Origin of the sequence: Mesorhizobium sp. CA6, from assembly GCF_020165035.1 — a bacterium.
In the GTDB taxonomy this organism is placed as follows: Bacteria; Pseudomonadota; Alphaproteobacteria; order Rhizobiales; family Rhizobiaceae; genus Mesorhizobium.
Genome location: NZ_JAIUHI010000017.1, coordinates 81,804 through 99,957 on the forward strand (window position 1 = coordinate 81,804; position 18,154 = coordinate 99,957).

General features: G+C 64.7%; 20 protein-coding genes and 1 riboswitch. Of the genes, 10 read left to right on the forward strand and 10 right to left on the reverse strand.

Annotated elements, in window-relative coordinates:
- Window positions 1-75: 75 nt before the first annotated feature.
- Window positions 76-1,245: a homoserine O-acetyltransferase MetX gene (metX, locus tag LB526_RS23650; protein WP_224527392.1), complete on the reverse strand. Its 1,170-nt coding sequence runs from the start codon at window positions 1,243-1,245 to the stop codon at window positions 76-78.
- Window positions 1,246-1,341: 96 nt separating this feature from the next.
- Window positions 1,342-1,419, reverse strand: a riboswitch (SAM riboswitch).
- Window positions 1,420-1,565: 146 nt separating this feature from the next.
- On the opposite strand from metX, the gene hisC reads away from it, so the two are divergent.
- Window positions 1,566-2,669, forward strand: a complete 1,104-nt coding sequence (gene hisC / locus LB526_RS23655) for a histidinol-phosphate transaminase (RefSeq protein ID WP_224630003.1) — start codon at window positions 1,566-1,568, stop codon at window positions 2,667-2,669.
- Window positions 2,670-2,674: 5 nt separating this feature from the next.
- Window positions 2,675-3,610, forward strand: coding sequence for a prephenate/arogenate dehydrogenase family protein (locus LB526_RS23660; protein ID WP_224527397.1), 936 nt, complete (start codon window positions 2,675-2,677; stop codon window positions 3,608-3,610).
- A 338-nt stretch (window positions 3,611-3,948) separates the two neighbouring features.
- Here the strand turns inward: LB526_RS23660 and LB526_RS23665 are convergent, their stop codons facing one another.
- Entirely contained in the window at window positions 3,949-4,881 is a 933-nt protein-coding gene (locus LB526_RS23665; RefSeq protein WP_224527401.1) for a sugar kinase, read from the reverse strand.
- A gap of 89 nt (window positions 4,882-4,970) precedes the next feature.
- A complete protein-coding gene (locus tag LB526_RS23670) occupies window positions 4,971-5,969 on the reverse strand; it encodes a DUF2125 domain-containing protein (RefSeq protein ID WP_224527404.1) in 999 nt (332 codons plus the stop codon).
- A 118-nt stretch (window positions 5,970-6,087) separates the two neighbouring features.
- Between LB526_RS23670 and LB526_RS23675 the strand changes: the two genes are divergently transcribed.
- The 3 genes from LB526_RS23675 (at window position 6,088) to LB526_RS23685 (ending at window position 8,474) form a co-directional block, all read left to right on the forward strand.
- A complete protein-coding gene (locus LB526_RS23675) occupies window positions 6,088-6,609 on the forward strand; it encodes a gamma-glutamylcyclotransferase (protein WP_224527407.1) in 522 nt (173 codons plus the stop codon).
- Window positions 6,610-6,821: 212 nt separating this feature from the next.
- On the forward strand, window positions 6,822-7,769 hold the full coding sequence (locus tag LB526_RS23680; RefSeq protein ID WP_224527410.1) for an aldo/keto reductase: 948 nt from the start codon (window positions 6,822-6,824) through the stop codon (window positions 7,767-7,769).
- Between the two features lie 84 nt (window positions 7,770-7,853).
- Entirely contained in the window at window positions 7,854-8,474 is a 621-nt protein-coding gene (locus LB526_RS23685) for a LysE family translocator (RefSeq protein WP_224545972.1), read from the forward strand.
- 4 nt (window positions 8,475-8,478) lie between these two features.
- Here LB526_RS23685 and LB526_RS23690 read toward each other — a convergent pair whose 3' ends face one another.
- The gene (locus LB526_RS23690; protein WP_224545974.1) at window positions 8,479-9,273 is read right to left on the reverse strand and encodes a lysophospholipid acyltransferase family protein; all 795 of its coding nucleotides are present in this window, start codon (window positions 9,271-9,273) and stop codon (window positions 8,479-8,481) included.
- Between the two features lie 81 nt (window positions 9,274-9,354).
- Window positions 9,355-10,257, reverse strand: a complete 903-nt coding sequence (locus tag LB526_RS23695) for a LysR family transcriptional regulator (RefSeq protein WP_224545976.1) — start codon at window positions 10,255-10,257, stop codon at window positions 9,355-9,357.
- Window positions 10,258-10,358: 101 nt separating this feature from the next.
- Between LB526_RS23695 and LB526_RS23700 the strand changes: the two genes are divergently transcribed.
- Window positions 10,359-10,973 carry a pyridoxamine 5'-phosphate oxidase family protein gene (locus tag LB526_RS23700; RefSeq protein ID WP_224630004.1) on the forward strand — a complete coding sequence of 205 codons (615 nt, stop codon included), beginning with the start codon at window positions 10,359-10,361 and terminating at the stop codon, window positions 10,971-10,973.
- Here the strand turns inward: LB526_RS23700 and LB526_RS23705 are convergent.
- The 3 genes from LB526_RS23705 to ftsE all read right to left on the reverse strand — a co-directional run bounded on the left by LB526_RS23705 (window position 10,970) and on the right by ftsE (window position 13,494).
- Window positions 10,970-11,698, reverse strand: a complete 729-nt coding sequence (locus LB526_RS23705) for a YdcF family protein (protein WP_224545980.1) — start codon at window positions 11,696-11,698, stop codon at window positions 10,970-10,972. The genes LB526_RS23700 and LB526_RS23705 overlap by 4 nt on opposite strands.
- Window positions 11,699-11,855: 157 nt before the next feature.
- Window positions 11,856-12,842, reverse strand: a complete 987-nt coding sequence (locus LB526_RS23710) for a cell division protein FtsX (RefSeq protein ID WP_095767469.1) — start codon at window positions 12,840-12,842, stop codon at window positions 11,856-11,858.
- Window positions 12,835-13,494: a cell division ATP-binding protein FtsE gene (gene ftsE, locus LB526_RS23715; protein ID WP_027167480.1), complete on the reverse strand. Its 660-nt coding sequence runs from the start codon at window positions 13,492-13,494 to the stop codon at window positions 12,835-12,837. Before ftsE ends, LB526_RS23710 begins: the two co-directional genes overlap by 8 nt.
- Window positions 13,495-13,674: 180 nt before the next feature.
- On the opposite strand from ftsE, the gene LB526_RS23720 reads away from it, so the two are divergent.
- The 3 genes from LB526_RS23720 (at window position 13,675) to LB526_RS23730 (ending at window position 15,480) form a co-directional block, all read left to right on the forward strand.
- Entirely contained in the window at window positions 13,675-14,307 is a 633-nt protein-coding gene (locus tag LB526_RS23720) for a hypothetical protein (protein ID WP_224545982.1), read from the forward strand.
- Between the two features lie 178 nt (window positions 14,308-14,485).
- Window positions 14,486-15,028 (forward strand): hypoxanthine phosphoribosyltransferase, encoded by a 543-nt coding sequence (hpt, locus tag LB526_RS23725; RefSeq protein WP_224630005.1) that lies wholly within the window; start codon window positions 14,486-14,488, stop codon window positions 15,026-15,028.
- 80 nt (window positions 15,029-15,108) lie between these two features.
- Window positions 15,109-15,480, forward strand: a complete 372-nt coding sequence (locus tag LB526_RS23730) for a response regulator (RefSeq protein ID WP_224527434.1) — start codon at window positions 15,109-15,111, stop codon at window positions 15,478-15,480.
- Here the strand turns inward: LB526_RS23730 and LB526_RS23735 are convergent.
- Window positions 15,463-16,428: a DMT family transporter gene (locus tag LB526_RS23735; RefSeq protein WP_224545984.1), complete on the reverse strand. Its 966-nt coding sequence runs from the start codon at window positions 16,426-16,428 to the stop codon at window positions 15,463-15,465. The genes LB526_RS23730 and LB526_RS23735 overlap by 18 nt on opposite strands.
- A 187-nt stretch (window positions 16,429-16,615) precedes the next feature.
- Between LB526_RS23735 and LB526_RS23740 the strand changes: the two genes are divergently transcribed.
- Window positions 16,616-17,500: a LysR family transcriptional regulator gene (locus LB526_RS23740; protein WP_095767564.1), complete on the forward strand. Its 885-nt coding sequence runs from the start codon at window positions 16,616-16,618 to the stop codon at window positions 17,498-17,500.
- Here the strand turns inward: LB526_RS23740 and LB526_RS23745 are convergent.
- On the reverse strand, window positions 17,497-18,099 hold the full coding sequence (locus tag LB526_RS23745) for a 2-hydroxychromene-2-carboxylate isomerase (RefSeq protein WP_224545986.1): 603 nt from the start codon (window positions 18,097-18,099) through the stop codon (window positions 17,497-17,499). The two genes, LB526_RS23740 and LB526_RS23745, sit on opposite strands and share 4 nt — an antisense overlap.
- Between the last annotated feature and the right edge of the window lie 55 nt (window positions 18,100-18,154).

Sequence of the window (18,154 nt, forward strand, 5' to 3'; positions counted from 1 at the left end):
TCGCCTCCTGCATAGCGCATGATGCCGGTCCGAAAAGTCGGCGACTTTTTGCGTTCGCTGACCTTCGGTTCGGGGTCATAGACTTAGCCCCCTGGCGCGGGCGGCGGAGGCGATGAAGCCGTTGATGGCCGCGAACAGTTCCGGCTCGTCGAGCAGGAAGGCGTCGTGGCCGCGATCGGTTTCGATCTCGACGAAGGAGACGGAAGCGCCCGCCGCGTTCAAGGCATGCACGATCGATCGGCTCTCCTCGGTCGGGAACAGCCAGTCGCTGGTGAAGGAAACCAGGCAAAAACGCGTCTTGGTGCCGGCGAAGGCGTCGGCGAGGCGCCCGCCGTGATCGGCGGCAAGGTCGAAATAGTCCATCGCGCGGGTCAGATAGAGGTAGGAATTGGCGTCGAAGCGGTCGACGAAAGTCATGCCCTGATGGCGCAGATAGCTCTCGATCTGGAAATCGGCGTCGAAGCCGAAGGTCAGCGCCTCGCGGTCCTGCAAATTGCGGCCGAACTTGCGGTGGAGCGCGGCTTCCGAAAGGTAGGTGATGTGAGCGGCCATGCGCGCGACGGCGAGCCCTTTTTCCGGCCGCTTGCCGAAATCGAGATATTTGCCGCCATGCCAGTCGGGATCGGCCATGACGGCCTGTCGGCCGACTTCATGGAAGGCGATGTTCTGCGAGGAATGGCGGGCGCCGGTGGCGATGGGCAGGACGCAGAACACGCGCTCCGAATGGCTCGCCGCCCATTCCAGAACCTGCATGCCGCCCATCGAGCCGCCAAGCACGCAAAACAGCTTCTCGATGCCGAAATGATCGACCAGCATCGTCTGCGCGCGCACCATGTCGCGTATGGTGATGATCGGCAGGTCGAGCCCGTAGGGCTTGCCGGTCGCCGGGTTGGTCGAGGCCGGGCCGGTCGAGCCGAGGCAGCCGCCGACGACGTTGGAGCAGATGACGAAGAAACGGTTGGTGTCGATGATCCTGCCGGGGCCGATCAGAACCTCCCACCAGCCCGGCTTGCCGGTCACCGGATTGGTGTTGGCGACGTGCTGGTCGCCGGTCAGCGCGTGGCAGACGAGGATGGCGTTGGAGCGCGCGTCGTTGAGCGTGCCATAGGTCTGGTAGGCAATCTGGAAGGGCGAGAGCAGCGTTCCGGCGTCGAGCTTCAGCGGCTTGTCCGGGCCGAACCGCAGCACCGGGCTCGACGGATGGTCGGCCTCGTCGTTGGTTCTTGCAGCACGCTGAGCGGCCATGTCCGTCCTCATCCTGTCCCGCATCGGACTCGTCCCGACGCGGTGTCCGGCCGGCAGCGGACAATAAAAAACCGGCATTGCCGTCGCAAAGCCGGTTACAGGTTGCAAACGGCCCTTTAGCGAGTTGTTTAACGTGGCTGCAAGCCGACCGGCCAAATCACCACGGGAGTCTGGCAATCCTTCTAGGACCAGCGCCGCGCTTCGTCAACGGGTGGCCTCCTCGCGACCGGATACGGGTGCCAGGCGCCGGCCCTCGACATTCCAGCCCGTGGCCTGTATTTCCGCTGCGGCCTTGAAGGCCTTCTCGACGGATTTGTGACATGAAGCAGGATCAGCCCCGTCCGACGCCCCGCGCGGGCATCATGGACATCGAGGCCTATGTGCCGGGAAAAAGCAACGCGCCGGCCGGCGTGACGAAAGTCTACAAGCTGTCGGCGAACGAAAATCCGCTCGGGCCCTCGCCTAAGGCGATCGAGGCTGCGCGCGAGGTGGCGGCGAAGCTCGATGTCTATCCGGACGGCACGGCGCGGCGGCTGCGCGAGGCGATCGCCGAGGTGCATGGGCTGAATCCGGCCAACATCATCTGCTCCAACGGCTCGGACGAGATCCTGGGACTGCTGGCGCAGACCTATCTCGCGCCGGGCGACGAGGCCGTGTTCACCGAGCACGCCTTCATGGTCTACAAGATCTATATCCAGGCGGCGGGCGCCAAGCCGGTGGCGGTGAAGGAGACCGACGAGCGCGCCGATGTCGACGCGATTTTGGCCGCGGTGACGCCGGCGACGCGGATCGTGTTCCTCGCCAATCCTAACAATCCGACCGGCACCTATGTGCCGTTCCAGGAAGTGCGCCGGCTGCACGCTGCATTGCCGAAGAACGTGCTCCTGGTGCTCGACGCGGCCTATGCTGAATATGTGCGGCGCAACGACTACGAGGCCGGCATCGAGCTGGCGGGCAGCTCCGAGAACGTGGTGATGACCCGCACCTTCTCCAAGCTCGGCCTCGGCGGCGCGCGTATCGGCTGGATGTACGGGCCGGCGCATATCGTCGATGCGATCAACCGCGTTCGCGGCCCCTTCAACGTCAACGCCACAGCGATCGAGGCCGGCATCGCCGCGATCCGCGACCGCGCCCATATCGAGCGCAGCGTGGCGCATAACGAGAAATGGCTGGCTTGGCTCAGCGCCGAGCTGACCGGGCTCGGCCTGCGCGTCACGCCCAGCGTCGGCAATTTCGTGCTGATCCATTTTCCCGACGGCAAGAAACATTCGGCGGCGGCGGCGGACGATTATCTGAGCGCGCGCGGCTACATCCTGCGCCGCGTCACCGGCTACGGCTTCCCCAATGCGCTGCGCATGAGCGTCGGCACCGAGGAAGCCAATCGCGGCGTCATCGATGCGCTGAAGACCTTCCTGAAAAGCTAGACACCATGGCATCACCGATGTTCGAGAAAATAGCGCTGGTCGGCATCGGCCTTATCGGCTCGTCGCTCGCCCGCGTCATCCGCCGCGAGGGCCTGGCGCGCCATATCGCCATAGCGACGCGTAGCGCTTCGACGCTCGAGCGCGCCGAGGAGCTTGGCCTTGGCGATTCTTACAGCACCGACGCCAGCCAAGCGGTGCGTGACGCCGATCTCGTCATCGTCTCGGTTCCGGTCGGCTCGTCCGGCGAGGTTGCGGCCGAGATCGCGCCTGCGCTGAAGAAGGGCGCCATCCTCACCGATGTCGGCTCGACCAAAGCCTCCGTCATCGCGCAAATGCAGCCGCATGTGCCCGAAGGCGTGCACTTCATCCCCGGACATCCGTTGGCCGGCACGGAAAAGTCCGGACCCGATGCCGGCTTTGCCGATCTCTTCGAGAACCGCTGGTGCATCTTCACGCCGCTGCCGGGAACCGATTCCGCCGCGCTCGAGACGCTTTCGGAATTCTGGCAGCGCTGCGGCTCCAACATCGACACGATGGACCCGCAGCACCACGACATGACGCTCGCGATCGTTTCGCATCTGCCGCATATCATCGCCTACAACATCGTCGGCACGGCGGACGATCTGGAAGCGGTGACCAAGAGCGAAGTCATCAAATATTCCGCTTCCGGCTTCCGCGACTTCACCCGTCTTGCCGCCTCCGACCCGACCATGTGGCGGGACGTGTGCCTGCACAACAAGGACGCGATCCTGGAGATGCTGGCGCGTTTCTCGGAGGATCTGGCCTCACTGCAGCGGGCGATCCGCTGGGGCGACGGCGAGAAGCTGTTCGACCTCTTCACCCGCACCCGCGCAATCCGCCGTTCGATCATCGAGGCCGGCCAGGATATCGATGTGCCGGATTTTGGCCGCCAGGCGGTCGAGCACCCGGCCAAGCCTTAGGCTTTTCCCTCGTTCTCTGGCGTGGATTGACCTGTCAGCCTGGGCAGGCGCATGCGCTGGAGATTGGCCGAAACGCCCATCGCGATCGTCATCCACGGGCGGAGCAAGGAGCGAAGCGACCCGCGCAGACCCGAGGATCCATTCCGTGACTTCCGAGCGCTGTCGCGGTGCAGAATTCTGCTCCGCCGCGTTCCATGGCTCAGGTCACGGAATGGATTCCAGGGTCTCCGCGACGCCGCCTCGCGACTGCTCCGCCCTGGAATGACGAGGTTGAGCGGCTTACGCCAACCCCAGCATTTGTGCCGATTTCGCGGAAATAGCCGAGATACTTTTGCGTTCTAGCCCTGGGCTGGCGGCCAGTGCGCCGCCATCATCGCCAGCGTTTCGGCCCGATCCGGCGCGCCGAGGCGGCCGCCGAAGCGCAGGCATTTGAGCGCCGCGGCGGCGCTGGCAAAGCGCAGGGCTTCCTCCATGGGCAGGGCCTCGGCGAGGCCGACGGCGAAGGCGCCGTGGAAGACATCGCCGGCGGCGAGCGTGTCGATCGCCTTGACCTTCGGCGCCTCGACATGGCGCACGCGCCGAGTCGCGCGGTCGTGCCACCAGGTGCCGGCCGCGCCGCCGGTCACCGCGACAAAGGCATCGGTGCGCGAAGCGAGGTCGGCGCAGGCGCTTTCTGGGTCGAGCGCGTGGCCGCAGACGATGCGCGCCGCCGGTTCGGAAGCGACGATGTGCGAGGCCAAGGGCAACAGCCGCTCCAGCACCTCGATCGGCGCGGTGTCGGCGTCCAGGATCGCCGGACGGCCGGTCGATCTGGCCGCGCCCAGAGCCAGCGCCGCGGCGCCCGGCCAGCGGACATCCACCAGCACGGCGTCGAAGGCGGAGAGGTCGGCGAGCGGCAGCGCCTCGGGATCGGCTTGCGCCTTTTTGTCATAGAAGGGGACGATGACGCGCTCGCCATGCGCATCCACCAGGATCGCGGCCAGCGCCGATCGCGCGCCGGGAACACGGCGGATAAGGCTGCAGTCGACGCCTTCGGCCTGAATGTCGGCGATCAGCTGATTGCCGACCGGATCGTCGCCCGTGCTTGCCCAAAGCGAGACCTCGGCGCCGAGACGCCGAGCGGCGCATGCGGCGCTCGTCGCCATGCCGGAAGCGATCTGGACGCCGTCGCTGGCGATGAACTTGCCCTGATGCGCGGGCAGCGTTTCGACGCGAAGGATCGTATCGAGGGTGAAGGCGCCGACGCTGAGCAGTCTGACCGGCTTCGGCATCGTTGCTTTACTCTTCTCAGTCGGCATGATCTCACCCGAAAACCGGTCCCCACCTTTTGCTATGCTGACCTTCGGTTCGGGACCACGCTCTATTCAAGCGGCTTGATCTTGCCGAGCGGGATGAAGCCCAGCGAGGCCTTGCCCTTGACGATCTTGAGCGGCATCGAGGGTTCTTTTCCAAGCATCGACAGGGCGGCAAAGCCCTGCTCGATTCCGCTTTTATGCTCGGGAATCGCGCCGGCAAGGATAGATGCCACCGCTTTCGGGTCCTTGAGCTTGATCGTCAGGTCCCCGTTGACCAGCCCTTCCGCGTCGACGGAGACCGGTCCGGACACGATGATGCGCGCCGTGCCGGACGACAGGTCGAGCTTGGCGATCTCGATCGACTGGCCGCGCAGGCTCTTCGGCGGCGCTGCGATCAGCGCCACGCCGTTCTTCAGCGTCACGTCGCCGCTGCCGTCCAGCGCCGGCAGCACGCGTCCGTCGATGGCATCCGCGTTGATCTCCAGGTCGCCGAAGCTGCCGACATAATTGATGTCCTGGCCGGCCGGCTGCAATTGGCCGGCCGCCTTGCCGGCGCTGAACAATTGGATCGGATCCGTGTCGTCCTGCGGGTCGGTCTGACCGTTCAGGCCTTCAGCCTGCACGGAAACGCTCCTTGGCAACGGCCACCACACTTTGACATTGGCCTGCAACCGGTCCCAGTCGATCCAGAGCGGCGGCATTCCGGGCGCCATCGTTCTCAACGGCCCGCGCAGGTCGGCGACCGGCGACAAGGGTCCGGCGATCCCGGCGACGGCGTTGAAGCTGCCGGTGGAGGCGGCGACCTTCCTGGTGTCGTCTTCATAGGCGATGTTGTCGCAGGAGACCGTGAAGCTCATCGGGTAGCCGCTGACGGCGAGGTTGGCGCAGCCGGCGGCGATCCCTTTGCTGCCCAGTCTCGCCACCGCCTGATCTGCCTCGGTCTTGAGCCTGTCGGCGAGATAGAACCAGCCGCCGCTATAGGCGGCGAACAGCACGACAAGGAGCGCGGCAAGCCAGAACAGCCGGCGGCGAAGTTTGGGCGATCGCTCGTCACTTGACGTCATGCTGCGGCTCTCGTTAACCCGGCGAGCGGGCATTTACCAATACGCAAACAAGCGGGGGCCAGAAGAAGCACCTCGGCGGTGCGGTGTCGTTCACTCGAATGCGATCAGGCTTGGCGATATGGGCGATTTTTGGGTTTTTGGCTATGGGTCGCTGATTTGGCGGCCCGGATTTGCCCATGTCGAGACGCGCCGCGCCCGGCTTTACGGCTATCGCCGCTCGCTTTGCGTCTATTCCTTCGTGCATCGCGGCACGCGCGCGCGGCCAGGCCTGGTGCTCGGCCTCGACCGGGGCGGCTCCTGCGTCGGCCTCGCCTACCGTGTTCCCGGCAATTTGCGCGACGAGGTGCTTTCCTATCTGCGCGAGCGCGAGCTGGTCACCAGCATCTATCTCGAACGCATTCTCGATGTCCGGCTGGATGGTGGAGGCGCGGTCGAGGCGGTCGCCTACACCGTCGACCGCCGGCATGAGCAGTATGCCGGCGCGCTCGACGCCGATCACGCGGCCAGGATCGTTCGCGGCGCGGTCGGCCAATCCGGGCGAAACGAGGACTATCTCTTGAGCACACTTGAGCATCTCGAGGCGCTCGGCATCCGCGATCACTGGCTGGAGGAGGTGGGCCGTCGGGTCGCGTCTTCGTGAAGCGCATTTTCGGCGAAATAATTTCGCCTCCAAGCTCTATCTTTTTGTTTTTACGCAATTCCAGACGCAAAACCGCGACGCAGTTTTGCTGGAATTGCTCTGGTCCGATCAAAAAACAAAACCATGCCTTTGACCTCGCCCGGCCGCGACCTAGCTTAGCGGCATCCCATTCCTTGGGCGTCAGGCCCGTTCCAGCATCACGGAGATCAGTCTTGCAGAAACGTCGTCTCGGTCGCACCGACCTTTCCATCGCGCCGCTGGTCCTGGGCGGCAACGTCTTCGGCTGGACCGCCGACGAGAAGACCTCCTTCGACCTGCTCGACCGGTTCGTCGCTGCCGGCTTCAACGCCGTCGATACGGCCGATGCCTATTCGCGCTGGGTTCCCGGCAACAAGGGCGGCGAATCGGAAACGATCATCGGCAACTGGATGAAGAGCCGCGGCAACCGCGATCAGGTCATCGTCATCACCAAGGTCGGTTCGGACATGGGCCAGGGCAAGCGCGACCTCTCCGCTGCCTATATCGAAAAGGCGGTCGACGCTTCACTGAAGCGGCTGCAAACCGATGTCATCGACCTCTATCTGTCGCACTGGCCGGATCCGGCCACGCCTTACGAGGAAACGCTCGGTGCCTATCAGCGGCTGCTCGAAAAGGGCAAGATCCGCTATCCCGGCTGCTCCAATCTCGATGCCGGGCAGCTGCGCGCCGCGCTCGACGTCGCCAGCTTGCGCAGCCTGCCACGTTACGAGGTGCTGGAACCCGAATACAATTTGTACGACCGCTCGTCGCTCGACGGACCGCTGCTCGACCTCTGCAAAGCCGAGGATATCGGCGTCATCACCTATTTCAGCCTCGCAAAGGGATTCCTGAGCGGCAAATACCGCAGCAAGGCCGATCTCGGCCAGAGCGCGCGCGGCGAAGACGTCGCCGAATATCTCAACGAGCGCGGCATGCGCATCCTTTCCGCGCTCGATGCCGTGGCCGAGCGCCATTCGGCCAAGCAGGCGGAGGTGGCGCTGGCCTGGATCATCGCGCGGCCTGGCGTCACCGCGCCGATCGCCAGCGCCACGACCCTGGCCCAGATGGATAGCCTAATCCGCGCCGCGTCGCTCAAGCTTTCGGCCGACGATATCGCGGCATTGGACCGGGCCAGCGCCTGAGACGGGCGCTGCGCACGAACGTCCAAGACGGCCATGACGATCCCTCCTAAATCCTGTCGCATCGCGGCGGCAGGAGCGTTCGGCATGGCCGATGGCATCTTGAACGAGGCGCAGACCTGGCAGCAGGTGCTGGCGCTTATCGTGGCGGCGACGGTCGTCATGGGCAGTCCGGGACCTGCGACGATCAGCGTGACCGCCGTCGGCGCGGCTTTCGGTCTGCGTCCTTCCCTGGGTTACACGTCTGGCGTGGTGCTCGGCACGATAGCCGTGCTTCTGGCGGTGGCGGGCGGGATTTTCGGCATGCTGACCTCGGTGCCGGGAGTGGCGCCGGTGCTGGCGGTCGCCTCGGCAGGCTACATCCTTTATCTCGCCTTCAAAATAGCGACAGCGCCGCCATTGGCCGGGCGCGGAAGCACGGCGACGAAGCCTGATTTCCTTGGCGGTTTCATGCTCGCCGTCGCCAACCCGAAAGCCTATGTGGCGATTGCAGCGGTTTTCGTCGGCGCCGCGGCGCAGGCCGATGCGCTCGGCGTCTCCACCAGGTTGCTGGTGCTTGCCGCGATGATCGTCGCCATCCACGTCGTGTGGCTGCTTGCCGGAACGGCGTTCGCGCGCGTCCTGCGCCATCCGCTGGCCTCGCGGATCATCAACCTGGTGTTTGCCGCCACGCTGGTGCTGACGACCCTGCTTGCGGTGCTGCGGTAGCCGATCAGCTCTTCGCGGTTACGCCGAGTTCCGCCAGCCGCTTCACCGCCGTCGGCGGCATGGGCGGCGGGTTCGGCGCCTGCGCGGCCTCGACGAGCATCTGGTCGCAGGCGGCTTCGGTCTCGCCGATCAGCCGCTGCATGAATTCCTCCTTGCCGAGCCCTGGCGGGATCGGCGGCAGGAAGCGGGCCTTGATGGTGCCCGGATAGCGCAGGAACTTGCGGCGCGGCCAGTAGAGACCGGCAACATGAGCCACCGGGACCACAGGAACGCCGAGCTGCGTGTACAGCTCGACAATGCCGTATTTGTAGGACGGCTCGGCGCCCGGCGGGCGACGGGTGCCTTCGGGATAGATGATGAGCTGGCGCGGATTGCGGTTCATCTCCTGCCTGGTCGCGACGACGACCGCCTTCAGCGCTTTCGAACGGTTGCCGCGGTCGACCGGGATCATGCGCATCTTCAAGATGTACCAGCCGAAAAAGGGGATCCAGGTCAGCTCGCGCTTCAGGATGTAGAGCGCGTCGTCGAGATAGGGGAAGAAGGCGATCGCGTCCCAGAAGGACTGATGCTTCGGCGCCAGGATGAAGGAGCCTTCGGGCAGGTTCTCGACACCCGTGATCTCGCTCTTCGTCGCGGCGATCTTGTCATAGAGCCACATCGAGGTGCGCGACCAGAATTTCGGCACGAACCAGGCGCGGTGGCGCGGCGACAGGAAATAGAAAGGCGTCCAGAAAATCATCTGGACGATCAGGCTGAGATAGAAGACGAAGTTGAACGCCAGCGAGCGGATGATGAGCATGCAAGGGGCCCGTGAGGAAGTGTGCGTTGGTTACACCAAGCGGCGGCAAAAAGGAAACGCCGCCATTGTCGAATGGTGCCGCTAGAGTGACCGAGCCAGCCGTTCCTTGAGACGCGGCGCGGCGAAATCGAGGAAGGCGCGCAGCTTTACCGGTAGCCGGCCCTGGCCGGCATGGACGAGGCTCACCGGCCAGGGCGGCGGTTCGAAGGCCTGCAGCACCAGCCGCAGCGCGCCGGCGCGCACGGCGGCATCGGTCTGATAGGAGAGCACTTTCGTCAGGCCGAGCCCGGTAATCGCGGCATCGATGGCCGCTTCGGCGGTGTTGACTTGCAGGCGCGAGCGAACAGGGATTGTCGTTTCCGTCTTGCCGGTTCCGAAGCTCCATGCCGCGGGAGCGGCGAGACCTTCGAAGGTGACACAGTCGTGGCCGGCAAGGTCTTGCGGGGTCGTCGGCGTGCCATGCAAGGCGAGATAGGCGGGGCTTGCGCAGACGACACGGCGGATCGAGCCGACGCGGATCGCAACCATCGCCGAATCCGGCAGCTCGCCGATGCGCAGGGCGAGATCGATATGCTCCTCGACCAGTTGGGTGATCCGGTCCGACAGGGTCAAGCGGACATCCACTCGCGGGTAGACGGCGAGAAAGTCGGCGATCACCGGCAGCACATGCAGGCGGCCGAACACGACCGGCGCCGTGATGACCAGCTCGCCGGTCGGGCTCGAATATTCGCCGGCAGCATCGCGCTCGGCCTCGCCCACCTCGTCGAGGATGCGACGGCAGGCGGCAAGATAGGACTGGCCGGCATCGGTCAGCGTCAGGCGCCGCGTCGAGCGGTTGAGCAGACGCGTCCCCAAATGCTTCTCCAGTTCGGAAAGCTTGCGGCTCACCGTCGGCAGCGGCACGCCGGCGCGCTTGGCTGCAGCGGAAAGGCTGCCGGCCTCCACCGTGGCAACGAACAGGGACATAGCGTCGAGGCGGTCCATTATTCTTCCGAAATATGGAAAGATAGATTGCAAACATGCTCTCTACATCCGGTTTTCGGAAGAGCCTAATTGATGTGCGATCCTGTCCGCGGAGCGCCAGCATGAATGAATTCACCAGCGACGTCGCCTTCACGCATACCGTCAAGGCCATCCAGTCCCGCAAGGGGTCGCGCAATTCCTATGCGCGCGTCGAGCAGCACGGCGGCTGGCGGGCAACGATCGCTCCGGATCTTGCTGCCTTCATCGAAGCACAGACCAGCGTGTTCCTGGCGACGGCCAACGCCGAAGGCCAGCCCTACATCCAGCATCGCGGCGGGCCGGCCGGTTTCCTCAAGGTGCTGGACGAGCACATGATCGGCTTTGCGGACTTTTCCGGCAATCGGCAGTTCATCACCCAGGGCAATCTCGAGGACAATGACCAGGCCTTCCTGTTCCTGATCGACTATATGCTCCGGCAGCGCATCAAGATCTGGGGCCGGGCGCGCGTCGTCGAGAATGACCCGGAGCTGACGGCGAAGCTGATGCCCGCGGACTACAAAGCACGGCCGGAGCAGGCGATCCTGTTCACGGTATCAGCCTGGGATGCCAATTGCCCGCAGCACATCCCGCAGCGCTTCGAGGCGGCGGATGTCGCGGCCGCACTTGCCGAGCGCGACCGGCGCATCGCCGGCCTGGAGCAGGAGATTGCGCGCCTGCGCACGCCAGGCGAAGTCTAATTCTTCACCACCGTCGAGGCTTCGGCGAGCGCGACGCCCTCGGGCGTCGTGCGAAGCGGCAGGAAGCCGCGCGCCAGCGACAGCACATATTTGCTGTATTCGGTCAGCAGCACGCGCAGCGCTTCCGGCTTGGTCAGCCAGCCGCCATTGCCGAGATTGGTGTTGACCACCGGATAGGGCTCCAGGCGTGCGCCATGCAGCAGCCGGCCCATCTCGAGCAGGCTGCGCGGCATGTGGTAGTTGTTGGTCACGATGATGATGCTGCCATAGGCGTGGTTTTCCACCCATTTGGCGCTTTCCTCGGCATTGCCGATGGTGTCGAGCGCGGCGCGGTCGATATCGACGCAGCAGGAAAAGAGCTGCTTGTCGCCGCCCATCGCCGCCTGCAGCTGGCGTTTGGTTGCCGACGGATGGACGCCGCTGATCAGCAGCCGTTCGCCCTTGCCGGAGGCCAACAGGTCCATCGCCGCGTCGAGCCGCGACTGCCCGCCGGTGAGCACGATGATGGCGTCGGCCCTGGCCGGATTGGCCGGAGTCGTCATATGGCTAACCTTGTCGGCAAACCAGCCGAAGCCGCCGGCAAAAAGCACCAGCGCGGCGAGAGCCACGAAACCGCAGACGCGCAGCGCGAGCCTCAAACGACCGAACCCGGCGAAGGCAGCGCTGCGCACACGCATCGCCGGCATTCGTCCAGCTGTCTCGATCGAATCCCGCGCTTCCATCATCCCCAGGTTAATCCTGAAAGCCTCTAATGGTTAACTCCGAAATGCGGCCGTTGATAGGTGAGACGGCGCACATTGCGTTACGGCAGGTATCCCGCGTGTGATCATTGTTTTGGTTGTTTATAGCGCTTTGCGCCGGTTTCCGGATTGATCTCATGGGTCAGCCCGCATCCGGCTGGCGAACGTCGATGTCGCTGAGATAGGCGACGACGGTCGCATGCGAGGTGGCCGCGGTCAGCGCGCCGATCACCAGCACCATCAGACCGACGCCGAAATAGCCGGCTGAGCCGATGGCGAAATTGCCGAACAAAGCGGTTGCCTGGTCGGCCTGGGGCGTCGCCATGTTGCGCGACGACCACCAGGAAAAGACGATGAAGACGGCGATCGCCAGGGCGCCGCCGGCGGCCGCGCCCTTCATGCCGGTGACCAGGAAATGCCAGCGGAATTCGCGCGCGATGAAGCGCGCCTCGGCGCCGACGAAATGCAGCACCTCGATGATGTGGCCGTTGCCGGCCATGGCGCCGCGTGTGGCGAACACCACCGTCAGCACGGTTGCCGACAGCATCAGCACCAGAACGGCAATGCCGATCGTCACGGTCGTGCGCGCCATGGCAACCAGCCGGTCGACCCAGGTGCGGTGATCGTCGAGTGCCGCGGTCGGTATTTTCGGCGTGATGGCGGCGCGCATGGCGGCAAAATCGGGCGGGCTGGCCTCGTCGATGGTGACGATGATGAGACGCGGCACCGGCAGCTCGTCAATGTTGAGGCCGCTGCCCAGCCACGGTTCCAGAAGACGCGCGGTCGCGTCGCGGTCGATGATCTTGGTGCCCTTCACGCCGGGGAACTCGCTGGCGATCTGCGAGGCCTGCGCAAGGGCCGCCTCCATGTCCAGACCGTCGGCCGGCTTAATCTGGATCGTCGCCTCGCGCGATATCTGGTTCTCCCAAACGGAGGCGGTATCGCGCACCAGCGTCACGGCGCCGAAGGTGAGGCAGGACAGGAAGGTCATGATGGCGATGACCAGCACCAGCGCCCGTCCAGCGATGTTCTGCGCGGGCACGATCGGCGCCGTCTTGCGCTGGACACGCCGGACCGTCGTCTTCTCGAGCGTTTCGTGCTGGAGGTGATCGGCCGGAAGGTCAGTCATAAACGTCCAACCTTCCACCGGCCAGGATCATGCGACGCGCATCGACCTGTTCCATCAGGCCGAGGTCGTGGGTGGCGATCACCACGGCGGTGCCCAGCCGGTTGAGCTCGATGAACAGTCTTAGCAGCCTGCGCGCCAGCGGCGGATCGACATTGCCGGTCGGCTCGTCGGCAAGCAGGATCTCCGGCTGTTCGATCAAGGCCCGGGCGATCGCGGCGCGCTGCTTCTCGCCGCCCGACAGCACCGGCGGCAGCACATGCATACGGTCGCCGAGCCCGACCCATTTCAGCAGCTCGGTGACGTCGGTGCGGTAGCTCGCTTCCTCGCGCCCGCGCACGCGCAAGGGCAGCGCGACATTCTCGTAGGTCGTCATATGGTCGAGCAGGCGGAAGTCCTGGAACACCACGCCGATGCGGCGGCGCAGCAGCGGCAGCTCGCCGCGCGAAATGCGCGAGCGGTCCTTGCCGAAGATGGTGATCAGGCCGCGCGTCGGCTTCAGCGACATGAACAAAAGGCGCAGCAGGGTCGTCTTGCCGGCGCCCGAAGGGCCGCTCAGGAACTGGAAGGAGCGCTCCGGAATGTGCAGGGAGATGTCCCGGAGGATCTCCGGACCCATGCCATAGCGGAGGCCGACATTTTCGAAGCGGATCACGTTCGGCGACCTGGAAACTCTCGGCGGCGACGCGCCACAATCTACTCTAACAGACCATCGGCCGGCATGGTTAACCGGCGGTTAATTTGCAACGTCCAGCATGCATCAAAGCCATTCCGGTGGGGAAGCGTTAACCAATTGCGTTTACGCAAAAGAAACGAAGACTGCACTGGTGCCGTAATGGCTGACGAGAGAACCGCGCGCCCTGTTTCCGGCGAAATCATGACCGGCACGGCAACAAATGCCGTGCCGGGACGCGTCATGCTCGATGCGGTCGACATCGTCGATGCCGACTATGTGGTGCTGCCGCGTTTTGCCGCTTATCCAGAATCGGCACCGCCGCCGCAGATGCCGTCGACGCCATCGATCGGCGGCATGGGCATGCTGCGCAGACCGGAGGCGGCGCCGTCGCGATCCTCGCGTGGCAATCCGTTGTTCTGGATAGCCGGCGCCGGCATAGCGCTCGCATCCTTCTGGGTGTCGGGTGGTCATGCGCTGGTCCGGCAAAGCCCCCTTTGGACGACCGCCGCGCCGGCGAGCGCGCTCACCATCTCCGGCGTGACGTCGCGCATCGATGCGTCGGGATTGAAGCCGGTGCTGTTCGTGGATGGCGAGGCGGCGAATGACGGGATGAAATCGGAAACGCTGCCGCCGCTCGAAATTCGCGTCACCGATAACAACGCCAATATCATCCGCTACAGGCTGGGGACATCGAACCGTTCGCTGGGCCCGGGCGAAAGATTCGGCTTTTCGAGCCGCCTCGATGTGCCTAAAGACGGCGTCAGGACAGTCTCCGTAATCTTCGCCGGCTAGGTGTGTCGATAGTCAGGTGAGGCCGGCCTGCGAACGACGGCTTCCTTCGCTTCCGGTGCTCACGTACTTCAAGTACGCTCCGCTCCGGTTCTCGGAAGCCATCGTTCTCGACTCGGCCTGACCTGAATCTCGACACACCTAGCGCCTGGCGTCCTAGGTGGTTTTGAAGGACAAAAGAATGCCAGTTGTACGCGGCAAGGACATCGAGGTCCTGTTTTCGGCGTCGGCGATCGCGCGCCGCAATCTCGAGCTCGCCAAGGAAATCGCCGGGCGCGATTACCACTACCTGCTGGTGATCTCGATCCTCAAGGGCTCGTTCGTCTTCGCCGCCGATCTCATCCGCGCCATGCATGATGTCGGCCTGTCGCCGGAAGTCGAGTTCATCTTCATCTCCAGCTACGGCGCCGGCACGACCAGCGGCGAGGTCAGGGTGCTGCGCGACATCGACAACGAAGTCGCCGGCCGCGACGTGCTGTTGATCGACGACATACTCGAATCCGGCAAGACGCTTTCCTACACCCGCGACCTGATGCTTTCGCGCGGCGCCAAGAGTTGCGCCATCGCGGTGCTGCTCGACAAGCGGATGCGCCGCCAGACCTCGCTCAACGCCGATTATGTGGGCTTCGACTGCCCGGACTATTTCGTCGTCGGCTACGGCATGGATGTGGCCCATGCGTTCCGCGAGCTGCCGTTTGTCGGGGTGGTGAAAGGCGACGCCTGAGAAGGCGGCGCCATTCCGAAAAACCGCCGATCGTTAGAATTTTCAGAAAACATCAACGTTTCGGCGGCATCTATCTCGGCATGGCAAAGCTTCTGATCGTCGAGGACGATGAGTCCGTCCGCACCCTCGCTGCCCGCGCGCTCGAGCGCGATGGCCATAATGTCACCATCGCCACCGACGGCGCGCAGGGGCTGGACATGATCCGGCAGGCGCGCGGCGGTTTCGATCTGGTGGTGTCCGACATCCGCATGCCGGAGATGGACGGCATCGAGATGGCGACATCGGCTGCAAGAGAGTTCCCGACGATGCGGATCATGCTGATGACCGGCTATGCCGACCAGCGTGAGCGCGCCGAGGAGCTCAACGGCATCATCCTCGACGTCGTGCAGAAGCCGTTCACGCTTGCCGAGATCCGTGGCCGCGTCGGCAAGGCATTAAGCTGCTTCGCTTGATACCGCATCGGCCGTGACAGCGGCGGCCGGCGCCGCACTTCGCCGACGTCCGCCGCTGAGCGCAAGCAGGCCGGCGCCGATGATCAGCGCCGCGCCCAGCACCGTGGTTTCACGCGGCACTTCGGCGAAGAACAGGAAACCCCACAGCGGCGACCACAGGATGCCGGTATATTCGAACGTGGCGACGCGATTGGCCGGCGCCATCCGGTAGGCCTGCGAGAGCAGGATCATGCCGGCGGACGCGACGAGGCCGCAGGCGGCCATCTTCAGGAAGTCCGGCATTGTCGGCCATACCCATGGCCGCACCAGGAATTCGACGCTCGGATGCGCCGCATGGGTGATGCCGGCAAGGTGGAAGACGGTTGCGACGGCGATGGCGCCGCTGAGATAGGCGCCGTTCTGATAGAAGGCCATTACGGTCGATGATTCGGTGTCGCCGATACGGCGCGCCATCAGTTGCGAGAAGCCGTAGAGGAAGGCCGAGCCCAGCGACAGCAGCGCCGCCCAGTCGAACACGCCGGCGCCGGGACGCACCATCACAATCACGCCGACTAGGCCGATCAGCACCGTCGACAGCATCTTCCATGAGACGCGCTCGCCGAGATAGGGACCGGCCATCGCCATGATGAAAAGCGGCGCCATGAAATAGAGCGCCACCGCATCGGCCAGCGGCAAGGCGGCGATCGCCAGATAATAGACCGTGTAGGACGAGAACTGGATGAAGGCGCGCAGCGTCAGCATGCCTGCCCGCTTCGACAGCACCGCCTTCAGGCCGACATCGGCCTGAACGAGCACGATCAGGATCGGCAGCGCGACGATGGCGCGGATCGCCATCACCTCGGTCACCGGATAGCCGCCCGAAACCGCCTTCACCAGCGGATCCTGCAGTGAAAAAACCAGCACGCCGAGGCAGAGGCTCAGAATGCCAAGCACCGTCCGGTTCTGCATGATCTATCCAGCGAAAAAGAACCCGCCACCATTTTCAGGCAGCGGGTACGAGTGAGGACTCTTCGATTGGTCCGCGACCGATTTCGCGGCCGCATATCCAATGGGTGTCATGACTATCCTGCGGCGTTTGACATCTGGCAAACGAATTGGAATGATGCCAGCAATCAACTTTGCTTATGGCGACTCGATGCGACCGGTCCTCGACAGCGATCTCTTGCGCACCTTCGTGGCGGTGGCCGAAACCGGCAATTTCACCCGCGCGGCGGAGAAAGCCGGGCGCACGCAATCGGCCGTGTCCATGCAGATGAAGAAGCTGGAGGACATGGTCGGCGACAATCTGTTCGAGCGCGGCTCGCGCGGCGTGGCGCTGACGCGCCGCGGCGGCGAGCTCATCGCCAACGCGCGCCGCATCGTCTCGCTGCTGGACGAGACCGCTGCCTCCCTGGTGGCGCCGCCGCTGGGCGGGCTGGTGCGCATCGGCATTCCGGCCGAGTATGGACGTTCGATCCTGTCGCGGGCGCTGGGCGAATTCGCCAAGCGCCATCCGCGCGTCGAGGTCACAGTGCGCTACGCGCATTCGGATTCGCAGGTGCGGGCGCTCGCGGCCGGCGAGCTCGACCTCGCGGTGGTGTTCGAATGGGAGGGCTCTTCCGGCGGCGAGGTGCTGATGCACGACCCGACGGTCTGGGTGACGTCGACGCTGCACCACATGCATGAGGAACGGCCGGTGCCGATCGCGCTCTACAGCCGCAACGGCTGGTGCCGCGACTTCGCCATCAAGTCGCTGCAGCAGCGCGGCCTCGACTACCGCGTCGCCTACACCAGCGACACCAATGGCGGCCTGACGCTCGCCGTCACGTCCGGCCTGGCGATCGCGCCGATCTCGCGCAGCAACATCCCGCCTGATTGCCGCGAACTGACGGCCGCCGACGGTTTCGGCGACATCGATTCCTCCAACGTCGTCCTGCACCGCAATCCGCTGGCGACCGGCGAAGCGATCGACGGCATGGAGAACGCCATACGCGAGGCGTTCATGCTGACCCGGCAGGCTGGCGCGGCGGCCGGGCTTTAGTCCGGCGGGCCACTTTCAATCTGCCTGAGCCAGCGCATGGCATCATCCAGGCGATCGTCGCCCCAGAACAGCTCGCCGTCGACGACGAAACTCGGCGAGCCGAAAATGCCGAGCGCCTTGGCTTGTTCGGTCGCGGCGGCGAGATCAGCCTTGGCGGCATCGCTGTCGGCCTCCCGCAGGATCGGTTCCGGTTTCTGCCCCGCTTTCTTGATGCTTGCCGAGATGTTCGGCTCGCTGCCGGCCGGCTCACCCATCTCGAACCAGCGTCGGTAGCTCTCCCTGGCATAGGCCTCGCACCAGCCCTCCCGCGCGGCAATGACGGCGACGCGATTGGCGCGCTCAAGTTCGGCAAGCGGGTAGGGCGCGGGCAGCTTAGGCACCATCCTGTACATCGCCGCGCGACGCTCTATGTCGCGCCACATATAGGCGGCCTTCACCGGCTTCTTGGCGAAGGGGATATTGTCCATCTCGATCATGATCGAGCGCACGTTGAATGGCCGCCAGCGGAACTCGATGCCGGTCTCAGCCTGGATCTTCGCCAGTCGCATCACCGAAAGGTAGGTGTAAGTGCTGCCGATGGAAAACCAGAAATCGATCATCGCCCCATGCTCTCGGCCATGACGCTACCGGTTCTGAATGTGCAGGGCAATCTCG